Origin of the sequence: Nocardia sp. NPDC057668, assembly GCF_042799795.1 — a bacterium.
Classification (GTDB): Bacteria; Actinomycetota; Actinomycetes; order Mycobacteriales; family Mycobacteriaceae; genus Nocardia.
In genome coordinates this window covers 142,958-160,665 of sequence record NZ_JBHVIC010000007.1, presented here as the reverse complement: position 1 = coordinate 160,665, position 17,708 = coordinate 142,958, and the positions used below count along the sequence as shown (strand labels likewise).

Annotated in this window: 17 protein-coding genes, 1 tRNA gene and 1 other RNA gene; 10 read left to right on the top strand and 9 right to left on the bottom strand. The window is 68.6% G+C overall.

What is annotated here, in order from left to right:
- The first annotated feature begins 60 nt into the window (after positions 1-60).
- Together ACFVBH_RS34090 and ACFVBH_RS34085 are read left to right on the top strand one after the other, a co-directional pair.
- On the top strand, positions 61-1,578 hold the full coding sequence (locus ACFVBH_RS34090) for an alpha/beta fold hydrolase (protein WP_379008087.1): 1,518 nt from the start codon (positions 61-63) through the stop codon (positions 1,576-1,578).
- A gap of 148 nt (positions 1,579-1,726) precedes the next feature.
- Entirely contained in the window at positions 1,727-2,566 is an 840-nt protein-coding gene (locus ACFVBH_RS34085) for a methyltransferase domain-containing protein (RefSeq protein ID WP_379008730.1), read from the top strand.
- A 69-nt stretch (positions 2,567-2,635) separates the two neighbouring features.
- Here ACFVBH_RS34085 and ACFVBH_RS34080 read toward each other — a convergent pair whose 3' ends face one another.
- On the bottom strand, positions 2,636-3,931 hold the full coding sequence (locus tag ACFVBH_RS34080; protein ID WP_379008085.1) for an aminotransferase class I/II-fold pyridoxal phosphate-dependent enzyme: 1,296 nt from the start codon (positions 3,929-3,931) through the stop codon (positions 2,636-2,638).
- Positions 3,932-4,065: 134 nt separating this feature from the next.
- An RNA gene (gene ffs, locus ACFVBH_RS34075) (signal recognition particle sRNA small type) lies at positions 4,066-4,160 on the bottom strand.
- A 100-nt stretch (positions 4,161-4,260) separates the two neighbouring features.
- Here ffs and ACFVBH_RS34070 point away from each other — a divergent pair.
- Positions 4,261-5,298 (top strand): hypothetical protein, encoded by a 1,038-nt coding sequence (locus ACFVBH_RS34070; protein WP_379008083.1) that lies wholly within the window; start codon positions 4,261-4,263, stop codon positions 5,296-5,298.
- A gap of 84 nt (positions 5,299-5,382) precedes the next feature.
- A tRNA-Ser gene (locus ACFVBH_RS34065) sits at positions 5,383-5,467 on the top strand.
- Positions 5,468-5,588: 121 nt separating this feature from the next.
- On the opposite strand, the gene ACFVBH_RS34060 is transcribed toward ACFVBH_RS34065, so the two are convergent.
- Positions 5,589-5,825, bottom strand: coding sequence for a hypothetical protein (locus ACFVBH_RS34060; RefSeq protein WP_354989371.1), 237 nt, complete (start codon positions 5,823-5,825; stop codon positions 5,589-5,591).
- Positions 5,826-6,231: 406 nt separating this feature from the next.
- Positions 6,232-7,680: a WS/DGAT domain-containing protein gene (locus ACFVBH_RS34055; protein WP_379008080.1), complete on the bottom strand. Its 1,449-nt coding sequence runs from the start codon at positions 7,678-7,680 to the stop codon at positions 6,232-6,234.
- Between the two features lie 100 nt (positions 7,681-7,780).
- On the opposite strand from ACFVBH_RS34055, the gene ACFVBH_RS34050 reads away from it, so the two are divergent.
- Complete coding sequence (locus tag ACFVBH_RS34050) at positions 7,781-9,415, top strand: cytochrome bc complex cytochrome b subunit (RefSeq protein WP_354991532.1); 1,635 nt, start codon at positions 7,781-7,783, stop codon at positions 9,413-9,415.
- 96 nt (positions 9,416-9,511) lie between these two features.
- Here the strand turns inward: ACFVBH_RS34050 and ACFVBH_RS34045 are convergent, their stop codons facing one another.
- A complete protein-coding gene (locus ACFVBH_RS34045) occupies positions 9,512-9,721 on the bottom strand; it encodes a DUF397 domain-containing protein (RefSeq protein WP_354991533.1) in 210 nt (69 codons plus the stop codon).
- 393 nt (positions 9,722-10,114) lie between these two features.
- Here ACFVBH_RS34045 and ACFVBH_RS34040 point away from each other — a divergent pair, with 393 nt between their 5' ends.
- The 3 genes from ACFVBH_RS34040 to ACFVBH_RS34030 all read left to right on the top strand — a co-directional run bounded on the left by ACFVBH_RS34040 (position 10,115) and on the right by ACFVBH_RS34030 (position 12,474).
- Entirely contained in the window at positions 10,115-10,630 is a 516-nt protein-coding gene (locus ACFVBH_RS34040) for a DUF309 domain-containing protein (RefSeq protein WP_379008077.1), read from the top strand.
- Positions 10,631-10,737: 107 nt separating this feature from the next.
- Positions 10,738-11,658: a tRNA glutamyl-Q(34) synthetase GluQRS gene (gene gluQRS / locus ACFVBH_RS34035; protein ID WP_379008074.1), complete on the top strand. Its 921-nt coding sequence runs from the start codon at positions 10,738-10,740 to the stop codon at positions 11,656-11,658.
- Between the two features lie 51 nt (positions 11,659-11,709).
- Positions 11,710-12,474 carry an RDD family protein gene (locus ACFVBH_RS34030; RefSeq protein ID WP_354991536.1) on the top strand — a complete coding sequence of 255 codons (765 nt, stop codon included), beginning with the start codon at positions 11,710-11,712 and terminating at the stop codon, positions 12,472-12,474.
- Between the two features lie 121 nt (positions 12,475-12,595).
- Here the strand turns inward: ACFVBH_RS34030 and ACFVBH_RS34025 are convergent, their stop codons facing one another.
- On the bottom strand, positions 12,596-13,303 hold the full coding sequence (locus ACFVBH_RS34025) for a DUF4190 domain-containing protein (RefSeq protein ID WP_354991537.1): 708 nt from the start codon (positions 13,301-13,303) through the stop codon (positions 12,596-12,598).
- A 49-nt stretch (positions 13,304-13,352) separates the two neighbouring features.
- On the opposite strand from ACFVBH_RS34025, the gene ACFVBH_RS34020 reads away from it, so the two are divergent.
- Positions 13,353-14,123 carry a queuosine precursor transporter gene (locus ACFVBH_RS34020; protein WP_354991538.1) on the top strand — a complete coding sequence of 257 codons (771 nt, stop codon included), beginning with the start codon at positions 13,353-13,355 and terminating at the stop codon, positions 14,121-14,123.
- 56 nt (positions 14,124-14,179) lie between these two features.
- Here ACFVBH_RS34020 and ACFVBH_RS34015 read toward each other — a convergent pair whose 3' ends face one another.
- Together ACFVBH_RS34015 and ACFVBH_RS34010 are read right to left on the bottom strand one after the other, a co-directional pair.
- Positions 14,180-14,782 (bottom strand): YceI family protein, encoded by a 603-nt coding sequence (locus ACFVBH_RS34015; RefSeq protein WP_354991539.1) that lies wholly within the window; start codon positions 14,780-14,782, stop codon positions 14,180-14,182.
- A complete protein-coding gene (locus tag ACFVBH_RS34010; RefSeq protein ID WP_379008070.1) occupies positions 14,767-15,141 on the bottom strand; it encodes a hypothetical protein in 375 nt (124 codons plus the stop codon). Before ACFVBH_RS34010 ends, ACFVBH_RS34015 begins: the two co-directional genes overlap by 16 nt.
- Positions 15,142-15,334: 193 nt before the next feature.
- On the opposite strand from ACFVBH_RS34010, the gene ACFVBH_RS34005 reads away from it, so the two are divergent.
- Positions 15,335-16,246, top strand: coding sequence for a LysR family transcriptional regulator (locus ACFVBH_RS34005; protein WP_379008068.1), 912 nt, complete (start codon positions 15,335-15,337; stop codon positions 16,244-16,246).
- On the opposite strand, the gene tgt is transcribed toward ACFVBH_RS34005, so the two are convergent.
- Positions 16,243-17,499 (bottom strand): tRNA guanosine(34) transglycosylase Tgt, encoded by a 1,257-nt coding sequence (gene tgt, locus ACFVBH_RS34000; protein WP_379008727.1) that lies wholly within the window; start codon positions 17,497-17,499, stop codon positions 16,243-16,245. The two genes, ACFVBH_RS34005 and tgt, sit on opposite strands and share 4 nt — an antisense overlap.
- Positions 17,500-17,708: the final 209 nt, after the last annotated feature.

Genomic DNA, 17,708 nt, shown 5'->3' with positions numbered 1-17,708 from the left:
TCCGGCGACGTCTCCGACCACCTCGCGAAAGCACCACAGGCCAACCGAGGGAGCACCGCCATGATCACCACCACCGAACCCGTCCTCGCCGCCGATATGACCGTGTCGCTGGACGGCTTCGTCTGCGGACTCGAAGCGCGCAAGCCGCCGTACCTGGATGACGGCTTCTTCCGCGTCACCGGCTGGGTCGTCAAACATTTCGTCTGGCAGGAGCAGCACGGACTGTCGAGCGACGCGGCGGCGACGGCTGTCACCGATCCCGAAGCCGAGTTGATCGCCGAACGCATCGAACGCACCGGGGCATACGTGCTGGGCCGGCGGATGTTCGATTCGGCGGGCGACGAATGGGACGTCGAGTCGCCGTACCACGTGCCTACCTTCGTGGTCACCCACCGGCCGCGGGAGTCACGAATCCTGGCCGACGGCACCATCTTCCACTTCGAGGCCGACGGCGTGGCCGCGGCCGTCGAAAGGGCGCGCGCGGTGTGCCGCGCGGCGGGCGAGGGCAAGGCCGTGCACATTTCCGGTGGCGCGTCCATCGTGCAGCAGGCGCTGGCCGCGGGCCTCGTCGACGAGCTGCACATCCACGTCGTGCCGGTCCTGCTCGGCCGAGGTACCCGCCTGTTCGACAACCTCCCCGCCGGAATCGTCGAACTCGAGCGCTACCGGGTCGTGGACTCCGCCGACGCCACCCACCTCAGCTTCCGGATCCCCCGCACCACCCCGGACCGTCCCGGCGGCACCGCCGCCACGACCGCCGACGATCCGGCCGGCACCACCGCGCGTACGTCCACCGTGACCTCGCGGGACGGCAGCACCATCGCCGTCGATGTCATCGGCAGCGGCGCACCGGTGATCCTCATCGGCGGCGCGTTCAACGACCGGTCCACCGTGGCCGCACTGGCCGCGGCACTGGCGCCGGACTTCACCGCCGTCACCTACGACCGGCGCGCCCGCGGCGGCAGCGACGACCGCGCCGCGGACTACGCGACGCAGTCCGAAATCGAGGACCTGACCGCCGTGATCGCCCATATGGGCGGGCGCGCAAGCGTTTTCGGTCATTCCTCGGGCGGCATCCTCGCACTGGAGGGGCTGATGCACGGCCTCCCGATCGATCGGGTCGCGGTCTACGAGACCCCGTACCTCACCGACGGGACCCGGCCCGCCCCGGCGGCGGGCACCCGCGAGCGGCTCGCGGAGCTGGTGCGCGCGGGCGAGAACGACGCGGCGGTGACGCTGTTCCTGGAACAGAACGTCGGCGTGCCCGCCGAGATGGTGGCGGGCATGCGCGCCGCGGACGACTGGGCGTTCCTCGTGGCCAACGCGGGCGGGCTGCCGTACGACGCCCTGGTCTGCGGCGACGACCTCGCCCCGCCGGCCGCCCGGCTGGCCGGGATCGCCGCGCCGGTGCTCGCGGTGTACGGCGATCGGACCTGGCCGTGGCTCGCGGCGGGCACCCGGGCGGTCGGCGCGACCGTACCCGGGGCCGAGACGCTCGGCATCGCGGGCGCGGACCACGGGATCCTGGCCGACCCGGAACGACTCGCACCGGTCCTGCGCACGTTCTTCGCCCGCTAGGAGCCGGTTCGCGTGACCGCCCGGACTCGGCGGCGTACGGGGGCAGCAGGGCGATGTGCCGCACCGCGGGCGGCATCGTTCGATCGTCCTTTCTGCCCGCGTTGCGGTGACGCGCGTCACGACTAGGCTCGGCGACATGCCCGACACCATGGCTGTAGACACAGCGGGAACCGCGCCGCACGATGGCGCCGGGTCCGGACTGCGACCGGACCGTTTCGATCGAGAGGGCCAGGATCAACTGGTCGACGTACACGACTTACAGGCCGCGCTACCCGGCATCCGGCGACTGCGGAACTGGGCGCACGACGCCCTCGCGACGCGGGCCGGAGAAAGCGCGGTCGACATCGGATCCGGCACCGGGTCCGAGGTCATCCGATTCGCCGAAGCGGTCGGGGCCACCGGCACCGCGGTCGGCGTGGAACCGGACCCGCGACTGCTGACCGCCGCCGAACGCCGGGCCGCCCAGACCGGATCGACCGCCGCCTTCGTCTCCGGCGACGCCTACGGACTGCCGTTCGGCTCGGACAGCTTCGACGTGGCGCTGTGCGAACGCGTGTTCCAGCACCTGACCTCCCCGGCGCGCGCGGTCGGCGAAATCGCCCGCGTGCTGAAACCGGGGGGCCGCGTCGTGGTCATGGACAGCGACTGGGGCACCGCCATCGTGCACCCGGGCGACCGCCAGGTGGTCGGCAAGGTCATCGAGACCATGATCGCCGGCACCACCAACCCCTTCGCCGGGCGCAGGCTCGCCGGGCAGCTCAGCGCCGCCGGTCTGGTGGTCGACGACATCGGCTCCCACGCGCTGATCCAGGACGGCGGCATCGGCGCGGGCGCGCTGGTGGCCCGCATCGCCGACCTGTCCGTGGCGCGCGGTTCCATCACCCAGGAACAGCGCGATCAGCTGATCGCCGATCTGGAGGCGGGCGCGCAGAGCGGCGACATCCACCTGTCGGTGACGATCTTCGCCGTACTGGCCCACAAGGCTTGACCGCCGAAAACAAAGGCGCGCACCGTGTTCGGTGCGCGCCTTCGATTCGACGGTGATTCGCCGGGGGGCCTATTCGGCGTCGGCGAGCAGCTTCTCGGTGGCGGCCAGCAGGACGCAGGTCGCGACGCCGTCCATGGCCTTCTCCAGATCGCTGAGCGAGGGGAAGCTGGGCGCGAGGCGAATGTTCTTGTCCTCCAGGTCCTTACCGTAGGGGAAGGACGAACCGGCGGGGGTCAGCGCGATGCCGGCCTGCCGGGCCAGCCCCACCACGCGGCTGGCCGTGCCCTCGAGCACGTCGAGGCTGATGAAGTAGCCACCCCTGGGCTCGGTCCAGGACGCCACCTTCGAGGCGCCCAGGCGATCCTCCAGAATGCGCAGCACCAGTTGGAATTTCGGCTCCAGGATGGCGCGGTGCTTCTGCATGTGGGCGCGCACGCCCTCGGCGTCGCCGAAGAAGCGCAGGTGCCGCAGCTGGTTGACCTTGTCCGGGCCGATGCTCTTCTTGCCCGCGTGCTTCAGGAACCAGTCCAGATTCGCGGTGGAAGCGCCGAAGAAGCTCACGCCCGCGCCCGCGAAGGTGATCTTCGAGGTGGACGCGAAAACGTAGGGCCGGTTGGCGTTTCCGGCCGTGGCGGCCAGGCCGATCACATCGATCACCGGATCGGCGATGTCGGTGAGCGGATGCACCGCGTAGGCGTTGTCCCAGAAGAGCCGGAAGTCGGGCGCGGCGGTCGGCATGGAGACCAGCTCGTGCGCCACGGCCTCGGAGAAGGTGACGCCGGTGGGATTGGAGTAGTTCGGCACCGCCCACAGGCCCTTGATGCTCGCGTCGGTGGCCACCAGTTCGGCGATGGCGCGCACGTCCGGCCCGTCGTGACCCATGGGAATCGGGATCATCTCGATGCCGAGCGACTCGGTGATGGCGAAGTGCCGGTCGTAACCCGGTGCGGGACACAGGAACTTGAGCACCGGCTCATCGGCCCAGCGCCGCTCGGAGTCGGCGTTGCCGTGCAGCATCGAGTACACGATCACGTCGTGCATGTACTCCAGGCTGGCGTTGTTGCCCGCGATGAGATTGGCGACCGGGATACCCAGCAGCTCGCCGAAGATGGCGCGCAGCTCCGGCAGGCCGTGCAGCCCACCGTAATTGCGCACATCGGTGCCCGAACCATCGCGGTAGTCGTCGTTGCCCGGCAGCGAGAGCAGGTCCAGCGACAGGTCCAGCTGCTCGGGCGCGGGCTTACCGCGCGTAATGTCCAGCGTCAGCTTTTCGGTCTGGAGCGTCGCGTAGTTCGCGGTCTGCGTCTCGTGTTCGGTTACGAGTTCCGCATGGCTCATCAAACCAATTTGCGTCTGCCGGGGCATTGTGCAGCCTTTCCAGGGGCTAGGGGTGTTTTGTCCTGTCTGCGCCAAAGCGCCGACCCGGATCACGTTACTTGGTAGCCACCGCCGACGGGGAGGTATCTCCACCGTCGCAACCGGGCGAAGACCCCGGAAATTAAAGGGGACCCAGCGCACCCGGCAGAGCCCGTTGACCCTTGCTGCCTTCCGGCCCTGGGGGAGTTCACAGGATGCGCGCCGCGCTGGATCCGTCGGCCAGTGTAGCGGCTCACCGAGACTCGCGCCGCATCGGGTCGTTACGATCCTTCCGACAGGCGGGGGGACCCGCTCAGCACCGGAGGGGAAAACCTGTAGTGACTAGCTCCAATCCAGGATCGGGCGACCCGCAGGACCCGGCCCGGCACCAGGAAACCGCCCAGTGGTGGGACACCCCGCCCACCGCCGCCGACGCGGGCGCACCGGTCACCGGCGTGGACCCGACCATGCTGAACTACTCGGGCGGCGCGGCGTACGCCCCTGCGCCGCAGCCCTTTACGCCGCAGCCGTTCACCGGGCAGCAGTCCGCGCCCCAGCCTTTCCCGGGACAGCAGTCCGCGCCCCAGCCCTTCGCCGGGCAGCAGTTCGCACCCGGGCCCCAGCCGTTCTCCGGCGGGTACGCCCAGCAGCCGCCCCCGCAACCGCCGATGGGCGGCTACGGCGGCTACTCGCCCCCGCCGTCGGGCGGCGGCTCCAAGACGGGCTGGATCATCGGCGGCGTGATCGGCCTGGTCGCGATCGTCGGCATCGGCGTGGTGGCCATCGGGCTGTCCGGCAAGAAGGACAATCCGCTGAGCCCGCTCGACGACAAGAAGTCGGCCATGGACGGCAATTACTCCATGGACAAGGTCACCAACGCCTGCAACCTCATCGACCCGTCCTCGATAACCCGCTGGGCCTCGACCTCCACCGGCGCCCCCGAGCACACCGAGACCAAGCCCACCGATTACTCCGGCGGCCGGCTCACCTGCACGGCCGGCTACGAAAGCCAGTCCGCCACCAGCAAGTACCACACCAATGAGGCGGACATCACCCTCGACGTCTCCTTCAACGGCGCCTACGGCAAGCCCGACTACGAGTCCTGGAAGTCCTACGACACCGGCACCACCGGCAGCGGCCGTACCTCCGGCGACGTCACCGGCATCGGCTCGGAGGGCTACTGGCACGCCGAGACCCGCGACTACTCCTCCTTCACCGTGCTCGATTACACGGTCGCCGTGCAGGACAGCAACGTCTCGGTCAAGGTCAAGATCAGCGTCGACCGCGGCGAGGGCGAAACCGTCAGCAAGGACGACGTCGCGCGCGTGGCCAAGGATCAGGTCCAGCAGGCCCTGAACGGCCTGAAGAAGAAGTAGCCCGCACCCCGGTCACCCGTCCGAGAAAGCGTCCCCGACCACCGAATTTCTTGTTACCGCCCCGGACCCGGTATATTCCTCCACGGAGGATTCGCCTAGTGGCCTATGGCGCTCGCCTGGAACGCGGGTTGGGTTAACGCCCTCAGGGGTTCAAATCCCCTATCCTCCGCTCACGAAAGCCTCGGCTGGACATCGTCCGCCGAGGCTTTCGTCATATCCGGGCACGGTCGAGCGCTCCGGCGGCGAGCCCCGCGGACTTCGCGGCCGGACTCGGCGCCGCGCGCGTCGGATCAGTCGTCCGCGCGAGCGTGACGGCCGGTCGGGGGCGGGACCGGCAGGGCGGCGAGGTCGGGATCGGGGACGCCGTGCCGCCACGGCGGGGTGGTGGTTTCGACGAACCTGGGGAGTTCTTCGGTGGGGTAGTCGAGTTCGCGGCGGGCCTGCGCGAGGAAGAGGTCCATGGTGCCGTAGGCGGTGAGGATCTCCGTGAGGAGGCGCAGGGCACTGGGGTGGGTTGTCTGCGTCACGTTCGTCATGGTCCTCCACTCGAGGGGCGAACCGCGGGCGCGCCACGCACCGGGACGGCCGCGGACTCGGGGACACCGGCCGGCGGATGGGGTTGGGTTGGGTACCCGCCGGCCGGTGTCGTGCTGCCGTGTACAGCGATCGGCCCCGTTTGCAGGCCGGGGCCCGAGTCGTCAGGGCGGGACGACCCCGGGTACCCGAACACGGGCGGCTGCCAGCCTGTAACTGCGCGCGGCCGGGAGTCCGTGCGCAGGATCCCGTGTTCGGAATACCCGAGGCCAAGTTATGCAGTTCCGCCAGGTCGCCGCGACACGACGCGCACGATGGCATGGAATGTCAGCGCATTCAGCACGACAGGTCACAGGTGACTAGAAAATAGCCCTTTGACCTGGCAACCCGTCCGGCAAATCACCGGGGAACATCCGACTCCGCCGGATCGCCACCCGCGCGCAGCGCGGTCACGACCTCGCCCAGTGCGGCGTCCAGCAGGGCCGCGTAGTCGTCGAGATCGGTCAGGACGGCCGGGTCGGCGTGCACCGAGACGGTGACCGTGTCACCGAGGCCGTGGATACCGTGCGTGAGGTGCATGACCGAGCCCAGGCCCGGAAAACCGGCGGTGAACAGGACGCGGCCGCCGGCGAAGGTGAGATCGGCCGGACCCCGGTGCACGCTGGAGATCACGGTGTGCCCCGAGACCGATTGCGGCAGCACGTCTATCGGGTACGACTCGATGTCACGGCGCAGGATCGGGGCCGGAACGACCGCGGTCGCCCGGCCGCGCGCCGCCTGCAGGGGATGCGCGGCGCGGGTGCGGCGCGCGGCCAGCTCAGCGGCGATGCGGGCGGCACGGCGCGCCGGATCATGCTCTCCCGCATACAGATTCACCGTCAGGTCGTGGTAGCTGTTGCGGGTGGATCCGTCCCCGGACACCGCCATGGGGATCTGTGCGAGCAACGGCGCGGCGGGCGCGTCCCGCGCTGCCGAATACCGTTCCAGGGCAAGCGATATCGCGGTGGCCGTCACCACCGTCACGGTATGGCCGGGCACGCGCAGACGGTGCGAATCGCACACCAGCATGCGCACCGCGTGCGCGGCGGGCGGCGTTCCGTCGCCGTTGAAGAGCGTGGGGGCCGCGGGTGCGGCGGGCGGCCCGATCGCGCCGGACGCGGTGAGATCGGCGAGCTCGCGCTCGGCCCGGAACGCCTCGATGCCCCGGAACACAGTGCGCGCCATATTTATCGGAATTCCCGGCAGCGCCAGCGCGGCCGCCGCCCAGGGTCGCGGCAGGATGGCGGTCAGCAGACCCGCCGCCGCGGCCCGGCCGCCCGTGACGAGGCGGCGCGACCATCGGGCGGGCTCGGGGCCCGGTCCGGCCGGCGGCTGTACCCCGGAGAACAGCGCCCGCGCCAGCTCCGCCGCGCGCCTGCCGTCCGCGAGCGCGTGCGAGAGCTGCAGGACCGCGATCAGCGCGGGCTCATCCGGCGCCGCGCCGGGCACACCGGTGATCCCGCGGAACAGATGCAGCCGCCACGGCCGCCACCGCGCGCGCAGCCCGGTGGCGAGCAACTCGCCCAGCGCCGCCGGAATCTCGCTCCAGGTCGCACCGCCCGGCGAGTGCTCGGCCACCTGCTCGTCGATGAACTCACAAGGCTCCCAAAGTGGATACGCAATGTTTGCAGGAGTATCCAGCACGCGTGCCAGCAAATCCGGAACGAGAGTGACTCGATTCGCGACGATTTCCCGGAGCTGCTCGACCGACTGCCCGGTATCGGCAAAGGCGTACAGCAGGAACAGATCATTGCGGGTCCGCGCCGACAGCCAGTACATGGTGGCGTCCCGGGGCGCCAGGGATTTCACCCGACGACCCTATCGAAAGGCCGTACGGTCCAGGCACTCTGGGTGCTACCGTGTGTAGTAGAAGGCTTGCAATACTCTCTTCTCGGGCCGGGTGACCACTATGGCAACTCGAAATCGACTCGCGGAACAGGCTGATGGGGCGGATCAGCGCTATCGGGCCGCGGCATTCCTCAAAAGATCCATCAATAAGGTATTTCCGACCCATTGGTCGTTCCTGCTGGGCGAAATCGCGCTCTACAGCTTCATCATTCTGCTGCTGTCCGGGGTATACCTGACCCTGTTCTTCGACCCGTCCATGACCGAGGTCGTCTACAACGGCTCCTACCAGCCACTACGCGGTGTGACCATGTCCCGCGCCTACGCCACGACGCTGGAGATCTCCTTCGACGTGCGCGGCGGGCTGTTCGTGCGCCAGGTGCACCACTGGGCCGCACTGCTGTTCTCCGCGTCCATGATCATTCACCTGTGCCGGGTGTTCTTCACCGGCGCGTTCCGCAGACCCCGCGAGGCGAACTGGGTGATCGGCGCACTGCTGCTGATCATCGCCATGTTCGAGGGCTTCTTCGGCTACTCGCTGCCGGACGATCTGCTCTCGGGCACGGGCCTGCGCGCGGCCTTCGCCGGCATCACCATGAGCGCGCCCGTCATCGGAACCTGGCTGCACTGGCTGCTTTTCGGCGGCGACTTCCCCGGGAACCTGATCGTGCCGCGGCTGTACGTGACGCACGTGCTGCTCTTCCCCGGAATCATGCTGGCGCTCATAGCCGTTCACGTCGCGCTGGTCTGGTATCAGAAGCACACCCAGTTCCCCGGGCCCGGGCGCAGCGAGAAGAATGTCGTCGGCACCCGCATCGTGCCGGTGTTCTCCCTGGACCAGGGCGCGTTCTTCGCCATCACCCTGGGCGTGCTCGCGCTCATGGGCGGACTACTGCAGATCAATCCGGTGTGGAACCTGGGGCCCTACAACCCCTCCCAGGTCTCCGCCGGCACCCAGCCGGACTTCTATCTGATGTGGACCGACGGCTTCCTGCGCCTGTTCCCGGCCTGGGAGCTCTATATCTTCGGGCACACGGTGCCCGGCGCGTTCTCGGTCGCGCTGGCCATGCCGCTGATCTTCGGCCTGCTCATCGTGTATCCGTGGATCGAGAAACGCCTGACCGGCGACCGCGCCCACCACAATCTGCTGCAGCGACCCCGGGACGTGCCGGTGCGCACCGCCATCGGGGCCATGGCGCTCACGTTCTACCTGGTGCTCACCCTGGCGTGCGTGAACGACATCATCGCGCTGCAGTTCCACATCTCGCTCAACGCCACGACCTGGATCTTCCGCATCGCGCTGCTGCTCGGCCCGCCGCTGGCGTACTACACGGCCTACCGGCTGTGCCTGGGATTGCAGCGCCGGGATCGCGCCGTGCTCGAACACGGCGTGGAAACCGGTGTGGTGCGCCGTCTTCCGCACGGCGAGTACATCGAGATCCACCAGCCGCTGGGCCCGGTGGACGCGCACGGCCACCCGATTCCGCTGGAGTACCAGGGCGCGCCGGTGCCCTTCAAGATGAACCAGCTCGGCAGCGCGGGCCGGCCCGGCACCGGCGGCTTCTTCCGTGCCGATCCGGCGAGCGAACGCGAGCAGCACGTCGCCACCGAACTGGCCGCCGAACACGCACAGCTCGCGGTCCTGCGGCGCGCGCAGCGGAACGGCGCCCCGCCCGCCGAGGACGCCCCGCCCGAGTAGTGGGCCGCGTGCGGAAAAGCGCAGGGCCGCGCGGAAATACGGAGAACCCCGAGTCTGGCATCGACTCGGGGTTCTCTGTTCGCTTTCGGCCGGCGGTCAGGCGCGCTTGAACTCGCCATCGGAGACGCCCGCTACGAAGGCGTCCCACTCACCCGGGGTGAAGGCCAGAATCGGGCCGTGGCCGTGATCCTTGGTGTCACGCACGCCCACGGCGCCGTTTGCGTGGAATGCGACCTCCACGCAGTTGCCGTTGGGGCCGCTGTGTTTGCTCTTGCGCCACACGGCGCCTGTGAAATCAACATTCACGGTACTAGCTCCTTTGCTGCGTCAAGCTCGAGATCTTGCTGGCATCGATCTAGGTGACGCTGGAATCCACGACGTTGCACGATTCCCGCGTACGCCGGGAGTTGCACGCAAACACCCCGTACAACCTACTTTCCGCACTTCACGATGGGAATGCACCCCCGATGGCCCTTCCCGCGCTAAAGACTAGCAGGGTTCGACATAAGGAGATCGCATTCTTTCGTTTTCAACCAGCAAATTTGCAGCAAGGTTAGCCAGCTAATTATTTGCCTAGAATTTGCCAAACTTCAGAGCACACGATTATTGAACCCCGCAATTTAGTTGTCGGTTTATTTGCTCACCTCCTGGCTAACTCGATTCCGGCCGCCCGCGGCCGCATCCGGGATCATGGACGGCATGGCCGAGCACATCCCGGACAAACCGGCGCCGGAGCCCGAAGCGGACACGCGCGATCGCGACGAAACGGGCCGCGCGCGCAACTCCCGACCCCGCGACCGCTTGGGCCGCCCACTGCCCTTCGGCAGTCCCGGCGTGCCACGCATACCCGATGACCTGCTGCTCTCCCCCGCCGACACCCTCGAATACGCCCAGCGCCTGCTGGACGACGGGCTCGCCTTCAACGCGCACGAGGTCCTCGAGGCCGCCTGGAAGAACGGTCCGTTCGCCGAGCGGATGCTGTGGCAGGGTCTGGCCCAATACGCCGTTGGCCTGACCCACATTCAGCGCGGAAATCCCAAGGGCGCGCGCACCCTGCTCGAACGCGCGACGCATCGGCTCGCCGCCTGCGAGCCCGTCCCCTACGACATCGACGCACCCGGTCTCATCGCACACGCCACCGCCGTACTGGCCGCCCTCGACGCGGAAAAGCCGCTGGCGGACGGCGATTTGCGAGTGCGGCTGCGAGTTCGCTGAGTTCGATGCCGGCCGTCGGCGCACACCGGATGTACGACCGCCGCCGGCCGAGCGTGACGTCGCGGCGCGAAGGCTGCGAATACGCCCGTCACCTACTATGAGCCGCTGTGTCCACCACCGGTTTCGGACGATTCGCACCCAGCCCCTCGGGCGATCTGCACCTGGGGAACCTGCGCACGGCACTGCTCGCCTGGTTGTTCGCCCGCTCGACCGGCCGCGGCTTCCTGCTGCGGGTCGAGGATCTGGATCGGGTCCGGGCCGGATCGCAGGAGCGCCAGCTCGCGGATCTCGCCGCGCTCGGCCTGGAGTGGGATCCGCCGGTCGTGCGGCAGTCCGAGCGACTGCCGCTGTACGAACGAGCCATTGCGCGGTTGACCGCCGCGGGACGCACGTATGAATGTTTCTGCACCCGCCGGGAAATTCAGCAGGCGGTCACCGCTCCGCACGGACCCATGGGCGCGTATCCGGGAACCTGCCGCGACCTCACCGAAAGCGAACGTGAGCAAAAGCGCGCGGCCGGGCGACCTGCCGCGCTGCGATTGCGTTCCGACATCACCGATTTCGAAATCACCGATCAGCTTATGGGCAGCTATCGCGGGGCGGTGGACGATCTGGTGCTGCGCCGCGGCGACGGCATCCCGGCCTACAACCTCGCGGTGGTGGTCGACGACGCCGACCAGCACATCGACCAGGTGGTGCGTGGCGACGATCTGCTGCCCTCCACCCCACGTCAGGCCTACCTCGCCACGCTACTGGACCTGCCGATCCCCACCCATGCCCATGTGCCACTGGTCCTCAACCCCGACGGGCAGCGCCTGGCCAAACGCGACGGCGCGGTCACCCTGCACGACCGGATCGAGCTCGGCGAGACACCGCGGCAGGTTTTCACCGCCCTATCGGCATCTCTCGGCTACCCCGAAGCAACCTCAACGTCGCAGTTACTGGCGCAATTCCGGCCGGAAAACCTTCCACACCAACCGTGGACACTCGATCCGAACGGCTTGTTGCAACCCAGTGCGTATCCGTAACGTACGGACTCGACCCAGATCCCGAACGAATTCGACGAGGACGGCGAAACAATGACAAGCGGTGGGTACGACCCCAACCAGTATCCGCAGGGCGGGCAGCCGTACGGCCAGCAGCCGTACCCGCCTCAGGGCCAGCAGCCGTACGGACAGCAGCAGCCTTACGGCCAGCAGCCGGACCCGTACGGCAAGCAGCCCGATCCCTACGGCCAGCAGCAGCCGCCGTCCTACGGCCAGCAGTCCGATCCCTACGGGCAGCAGCAGTACGGCCAGCAGCAGCCTTACGGGCAGCAGCAGCCCTACGGCCAGCAGCCGGACCCCTACGGCCAGCAGCAGCCGTTCCCCGGCGGCCAGCCCGGCTACGGCGCGCCCGCCTTCGGCGCCGGCGCGGTGCCCGCCGACCTGTGGACCCGCTTCGGCGCCCGCGTGATCGACACCCTGATCGCCGGCATCCCGGCCGCCATCATCGGCGGGATCCTGTCCGCGGTCATCGGCGGCATCGTCGGCAACATCATCCAGTCGCTGTTCATCGGCGTGGTCATCACCGCCTACTTCGTCGGCATGGAGACCTCGCAGAACACCACCCTGGGCAAGAAGATGCTGGGTCTGCGCATCATCCCGCCGAACGGCGCGCCCAAGATCACCCCGCAGCAGTCGCTGATGCGCAACCTGTACGCGGCGTGCAACGCTGTCTACTGCCTGGGCGGACTGGTCGGCTTCGGTCTGGCGATCTACATCGCCATCACCATCGAGCAGGACCCGAACAAGCAGGGCTGGCACGACAAGCTCGCCGGCGGCACGCAGGTCATCAAGGGCTGATAGCTCGCACGTCCCGCGTCGAGCCGGGGCGACAGCACGAAACGGGGCGCATCCGCGATGGATGCGCCCCGTTGTCGTTGCCGGACCCGGTTCGCCGCACGATCTTTCGCGGGACCGCCGGTCAGTAGCTGCTGGTTCCCAGGAAGGCCGCGCCGATGATCACCCACAGCAGGATGCCGAGCGCCAAACCGCCCGCACCGACCCAGATGCCGCCGAGCGCGAGCCCGCGGCCCTCCTGACCGGTCTGCTTGACCTGGTTCAGCGCCATCACGCCCAGGATCAGGCCCACCAGCGAACCGATCGGCAGGAAGCAGAAGAACAGGGTGGTCAGGCCGAGGATCGAGGTGATCAGCGCGCCGATGGCCAGACCGTTGGTGCCCATCGCGGGCTGCCCGTACCCGTAGGGCTGATATCCGGCGGGCTGGCCGTACCCGGGCTGCTGGTATCCGTAGCCCGGCGTCCCCGGCTGCGCGAACCCGCCCGAGGCGGGCTGGGCGAACCCGCCCGACCCCGGCTGGGCGTAACCACCCGAGGCGGGCTGCCCGTAGCCGCCCGGCGCGGGCTGGGCGAAGCCGCCGGAACCGGGTTGTGCGTAGCCGCCCGAAGCCGGATACGGCGTCCCCGGATTCGATTGCGGCGGCGGATAATTCGGATACTGCGGCGCGCTCGGCGGCGCGTCCTGCGGCTTGCTCAGGTCCGGCGCCGAGGGATAGCCGGCCGGCGGCGGTGTTCCCGGATTCGACCCCGCGCCCGCGGGCGTGGAATCCGGCGAGACCCCTTCACCGCCGTACTGTTTCCACCACTCGTCGGAACCGCCGGCATTCGTCATCAGCCCAGCCTATTCCACCCGAACCCGACACGGGTATCCTGTCTTGTTCGTGAGTGATGCACTATTACCGGCGGACACCGCCGGATCTGGACGCCCCGCTACCGAACACGCGGCATTCGCGAAGGCGGCGGGGGGTTACTACACACCGGTCGTGGCGCTGTTCACGGCAGTACTGATCATCTCGAACATCTGCGCCACCAAGGGCGTTCAATTCTTCACCGATCAGTCCCTGAAGCTCGGGCCGATCGAAATCCTGCCGATCACCACCGACGGCGCCTGGTTCCTGTTCCCCTTCGCCTACATCCTCGGCGACGTACTGAGCGAGGTGTACGGCTTCAAGGCCGCGCGCCGCGCGATCTACCTGGGCTTCGGGACACTGCTGGTCGCGGTGGTCGCCTTCGAGATCGCCATCGCCCTGCCCGCCATGGACTCCGCGTACCAGGAATCCTTCGCGGGGGTCATCGGGCACACCCCGCGCATGGTCGCCGCCGGGCTCATCGGGTTCTTCGTCGGTGAGATGCTGAACTCGGCCACCCTGGTCGCCATCAAGGAGCGCACCAAGGAGAAACACCTGTGGGCGCGGCTGATCGGGTCGACCGTCGTCGGCGAATTCGGTGACACGCTGATCTTCTGCTCCATCGCGGCCGGTGTCATCGGCATCTCCTCGTGGGGGCAGTTCTTCAACTACGTGATCGTCGGCTTCGTCTGGAAGACGCTCGCCGAGATCATCGTGCTGCCCATCACCTACCGGGTCATCGCGTTCCTGAAGAAGAACGAGCCCAGCTACCAGCCGCTGGGCAAGCCCGCGCTCGCGAGCTGACCGCGGCGGTTCGCGGTCCGCACCCCACGCGCGGACCGCGAACCCATTACCCGCGCTCAGCCCAGCGGCATCTCGGCCAGCAGGGCGGCGGGGTCGTATCGAATGAGCACGACGTCCAATTCCAGGGCCACCCGATCCTCGATCAACCGGATCGCGAGCATGGGCACCGTCGGTGCGATGATCCCGAAGTCGGCGAGCGAGAGACTGGCGACCGCCGAGAAGGCGATGTGCTCTTCGCCGTCCGCGAACGGGTCCGGGGCGCTGCCCAGCCAGGCGACCGTCAGGATCACCGTGCGGGTCACCCCGTGCACCGTCAATTGCCCGGACAGCGTGCCGCGGCCGTCGGCGTCCAGGATCAGGCCCGCGCCCTCGAAGACCACGTCGGGATAGGTCTCCACGTCGAGCAGTTCGGCCGAGATCAGATGCCGATCGCGTACGGCCAGCCCGGTGTGCACGCTCTTGGCGTCGATGGACACCGTGGCGGTGCTGTGCACCAGGCTGGTGGCCATGTCGAAGGTGCCGCGCACGCGGGTGAAGCGGCCCCGCACCCGCCCCGCGCCCCGGTGCACGGCCACGAACTGCGCGTTCGTGTGGAACGGGTCGATATGCCAGGTGCCCGGACTCGGCAGGCGGCCGGGCAGATTCACGAGGCGCCCCACTCGTCCGCGGGCTCCGCGACGGTGGCGATGACACCGGCCCCGGCGACGTTGTCCATGTAGCCGCTCAGGATTCGAGTCGCCGTGCCGGCGATCACCTCGACGATCTCCGCGTCGGTGAGCCCGCTCAGGCGGGCCAGCTCGAGCTGCGCGTCGGTGATCGCGCCGTGCGTGCGCAGCAGCGCCGCGGACAGGCCCCGCACCGCGGCCGCCCGCAGATCGATGTCGGCGGTCTCCGCATCCCGCCGGGCGGCGGCCGGATCGGGCGCGATGCGGAATCGCAGATGAACGGTGGCGCGTAACTCGGTGGCGGGCACGGGTTCCGGCGCGCGCGACGGTTCCACCCGCAGGGGAAGTCCCACGATCCCGTCTCCTTTCGTGCGTGATGGCGACCGTTCGATCCTCACGCGGGCGCGGGTGCGCGAACAATGACGATCTGCTGATGCATCGATTACCCAGGGTTATCGACCGAGGTGATGACGCCTGGAAGGTGCAGTACGATTCGCGGCGGCCGGCGTACGTGGCGGCCGCTGAACCGCTCGGAGGCCGGACGCTGTGGAACGACACGAGATCGAGGCGTTCCTGACCCTGGCGCAGGAGCTGCACTTCGGGCGCACCGCCGAACGCCTCGGACTGTCCCAGGGCCGCATGAGCCAGACCATAGCCAAGCTCGAAAGACAGTTCGGCTCACCGCTTTTCGAGCGCACCAGCCGCCAGGTCCGGCTGACCCCGGTGGGCAGGCAGCTGCGCGATGACCTGGAACCGGCCTTCCGGCAGATCCAGCGCGCGGTAGCCCGCGCCAAGGCCGCGAGCCGCGAGGTGTCCGGCGTGCTCCGGGTCGGTTACCAGGGCGCGGGCACCACCCCGATCCTGCGCGCGGTGATCGACGAGTTCCGCCTGGCGCACCCGGGATGCGACGTGCAGTTGCGCGAGTGCCAGCTCTCGGACTGGGTGCGCGGGCTGCGCGAGGACACCATCGACATGCTGTGCACGCTGAGCCCGATCAACGAACCGGATCTGCGGACCGGGCCGATCCTGCGGCGCGATCCGCGCGTGCTGGCCATCGCCAGCGATCATCCACTGGCACAGCAGGATTCGATTTCCATGGAACAGCTCGTCGATCTGCCGCTGCTCGGCATCGAAGGCGTGCCGGAGTACTGGATGCGCGCACAGAATCCACCGCGCACGCCGCAGGGCGCGCCGCTGCGATCCGGAATTCGCGCGGCGACCCATACCGAACTGCTCGCCCTGGCCGCCGAGGGGCGCGGGGTGTGCCTGGGCACGGATCTGATGGCCGAGCACTACCGCCATCCTCAGGTGTCCTGGATTCCGGTGCCCGACGGGCCGCGAATCTCGTGGGGCCTGATCTGGCGAGCCGCGGGCGAGGACGCGCGCATTCGCGCATTCGCCGGTGTCGCGGGCGAATTCGCCCGCGATCGGCCCTGGTCCGGGGCTGGTCCGGGCTAGTCCTCGGGCGACTTCACCCGCCCGCGCCACTGCCCCAGGAATTCGGTCTTGTAGTCCTGGAAGTAGCCGCCGTCGATGCTCTCGCGAATGCGATCCACCAGCCGCACCGTGAAGCGCTCGTTGTGGATCGTGCACAGCGTGGAGGCGAGCATCTCCTTGGCCTTGAACAGGTGATGGATGTAGGCGCGGGTGTAGTTCGCGCAGGTGTAGCAGTCGCAGGTCTCGTCGATGGGCGTGAAATCGCGCTTGAAACGGGCGGTGTTGATGTTGAACCGGCCCTTGTCCACGTACATGGCGGCGTTGCGGGCCACCCGTGAGGGATTCACGCAGTCGAAGGTGTCCGCGCCGTTCTCGACCGCGACGAAGACATCCTCGGGTTCGCTGATGCCGAGCATGTGGCGCGGCTTGTGTTCGGGCAGTTCGTCACAGCACCAGCCGACGATGGTGCCGAGATTGTGTTTCTCCAGCGCGCCGCCGATGCCGTAACCGTCGAATTCCGTTCCGCCCGCGCCGCGGAGCGCTTCGAGGTCGCGAGATGCCTTGCGCCGCAGGTCTTCGTACTGCGCGCCCTGGAGTACGCCGAACAGCGCCTGGTAGGGGCGATGCGAGCGCGCCGCGGTGAGCCGCTCGTGCTCGTCCAGGCAGCGCTGCGCCCACAGGCGGGTGCGTTCGAGCGACTCCTCCTGGTAGCCGCGGGTGTTCATGAGGGTGGTGAGCTCGTCGAAGGCGAACATGATGTCCGCGCCCAGCTGATGCTGGATGCCCATGGACACCTCGGGGGTGAAGCGATGCCTGGAGCCGTCCAGGTGGGAGCGGAAGGTGACGCCGTCGTCGTCGACGTGCGCCAGGCGCTCCTTGCCCTTGGCGATCACGTCGTCGTCCTGCACGCCGACCGCCTCCATGGCCAGCACCTTCTTGAACCCGACGCCGAGCGACATGACCTGGAACCCGCCGCTGTCGGTGAAGGTCGGTCCGGGCCAGTTCATGAACTTCGACAGGCCGCCCGCCTCGTCCACGATGTCCGAGCCCGGCTGCAGGTAGAGGTGATAGGCGTTGGCCAGCAGGGCCTGGGAGCCGAGGTCCTTCATGGTCTCGGGCAGCACCGCTTTCACGGTGGCCTTGGTGCCCACCGGAATGAACGCCGGGGTCGCGATGTCCCCGTGCGGCGTGCTGATCAGCCCGGACCTGCCGTGCTGACCGTCGATCCGGGTACCGACCTTGAACGAGAACTCCGAAGCTGCCACCGTGCCTATCTTGCCCTCCGCTTCGCTCCGGGCGGTTCGCGGCCCTGTTGGCCCGGTTCTTCCCTCCCTCCGCTCCTCCGCTTCGCTCCCCCGCTCCACTCAGTCCAGAACCGGGCGGGCCGCGAACTTCGGGGCGGACTTCCAGCGGGCTGGAGTTGACCCGCGCCATTGCCTACCGGGCGAACACGGCAGGCCCGCCCGCACCATCGGTGCGGGCG

Coding starts and splice junctions, on each gene's coding strand:
- ACFVBH_RS34050 (WP_354991532.1), top strand. CDS start 7,781: ATGGCAACTCGAAATCGACTCGCGGAACAGGCTGATGGGGCGGATCAG.
- ACFVBH_RS34090 (WP_379008087.1), top strand. CDS start 61: ATGATCACCACCACCGAACCCGTCCTCGCCGCCGATATGACCGTGTCG.
- ACFVBH_RS34025 (WP_354991537.1), bottom strand. CDS start 13,303: ATGACGAATGCCGGCGGTTCCGACGAGTGGTGGAAACAGTACGGCGGT.
- ACFVBH_RS34040 (WP_379008077.1), top strand. CDS start 10,115: ATGGCCGAGCACATCCCGGACAAACCGGCGCCGGAGCCCGAAGCGGAC.
- ACFVBH_RS34030 (WP_354991536.1), top strand. CDS start 11,710: ATGACAAGCGGTGGGTACGACCCCAACCAGTATCCGCAGGGCGGGCAG.
- ACFVBH_RS34085 (WP_379008730.1), top strand. CDS start 1,727: ATGGCTGTAGACACAGCGGGAACCGCGCCGCACGATGGCGCCGGGTCC.
- ACFVBH_RS34080 (WP_379008085.1), bottom strand. CDS start 3,931: ATGCCCCGGCAGACGCAAATTGGTTTGATGAGCCATGCGGAACTCGTA.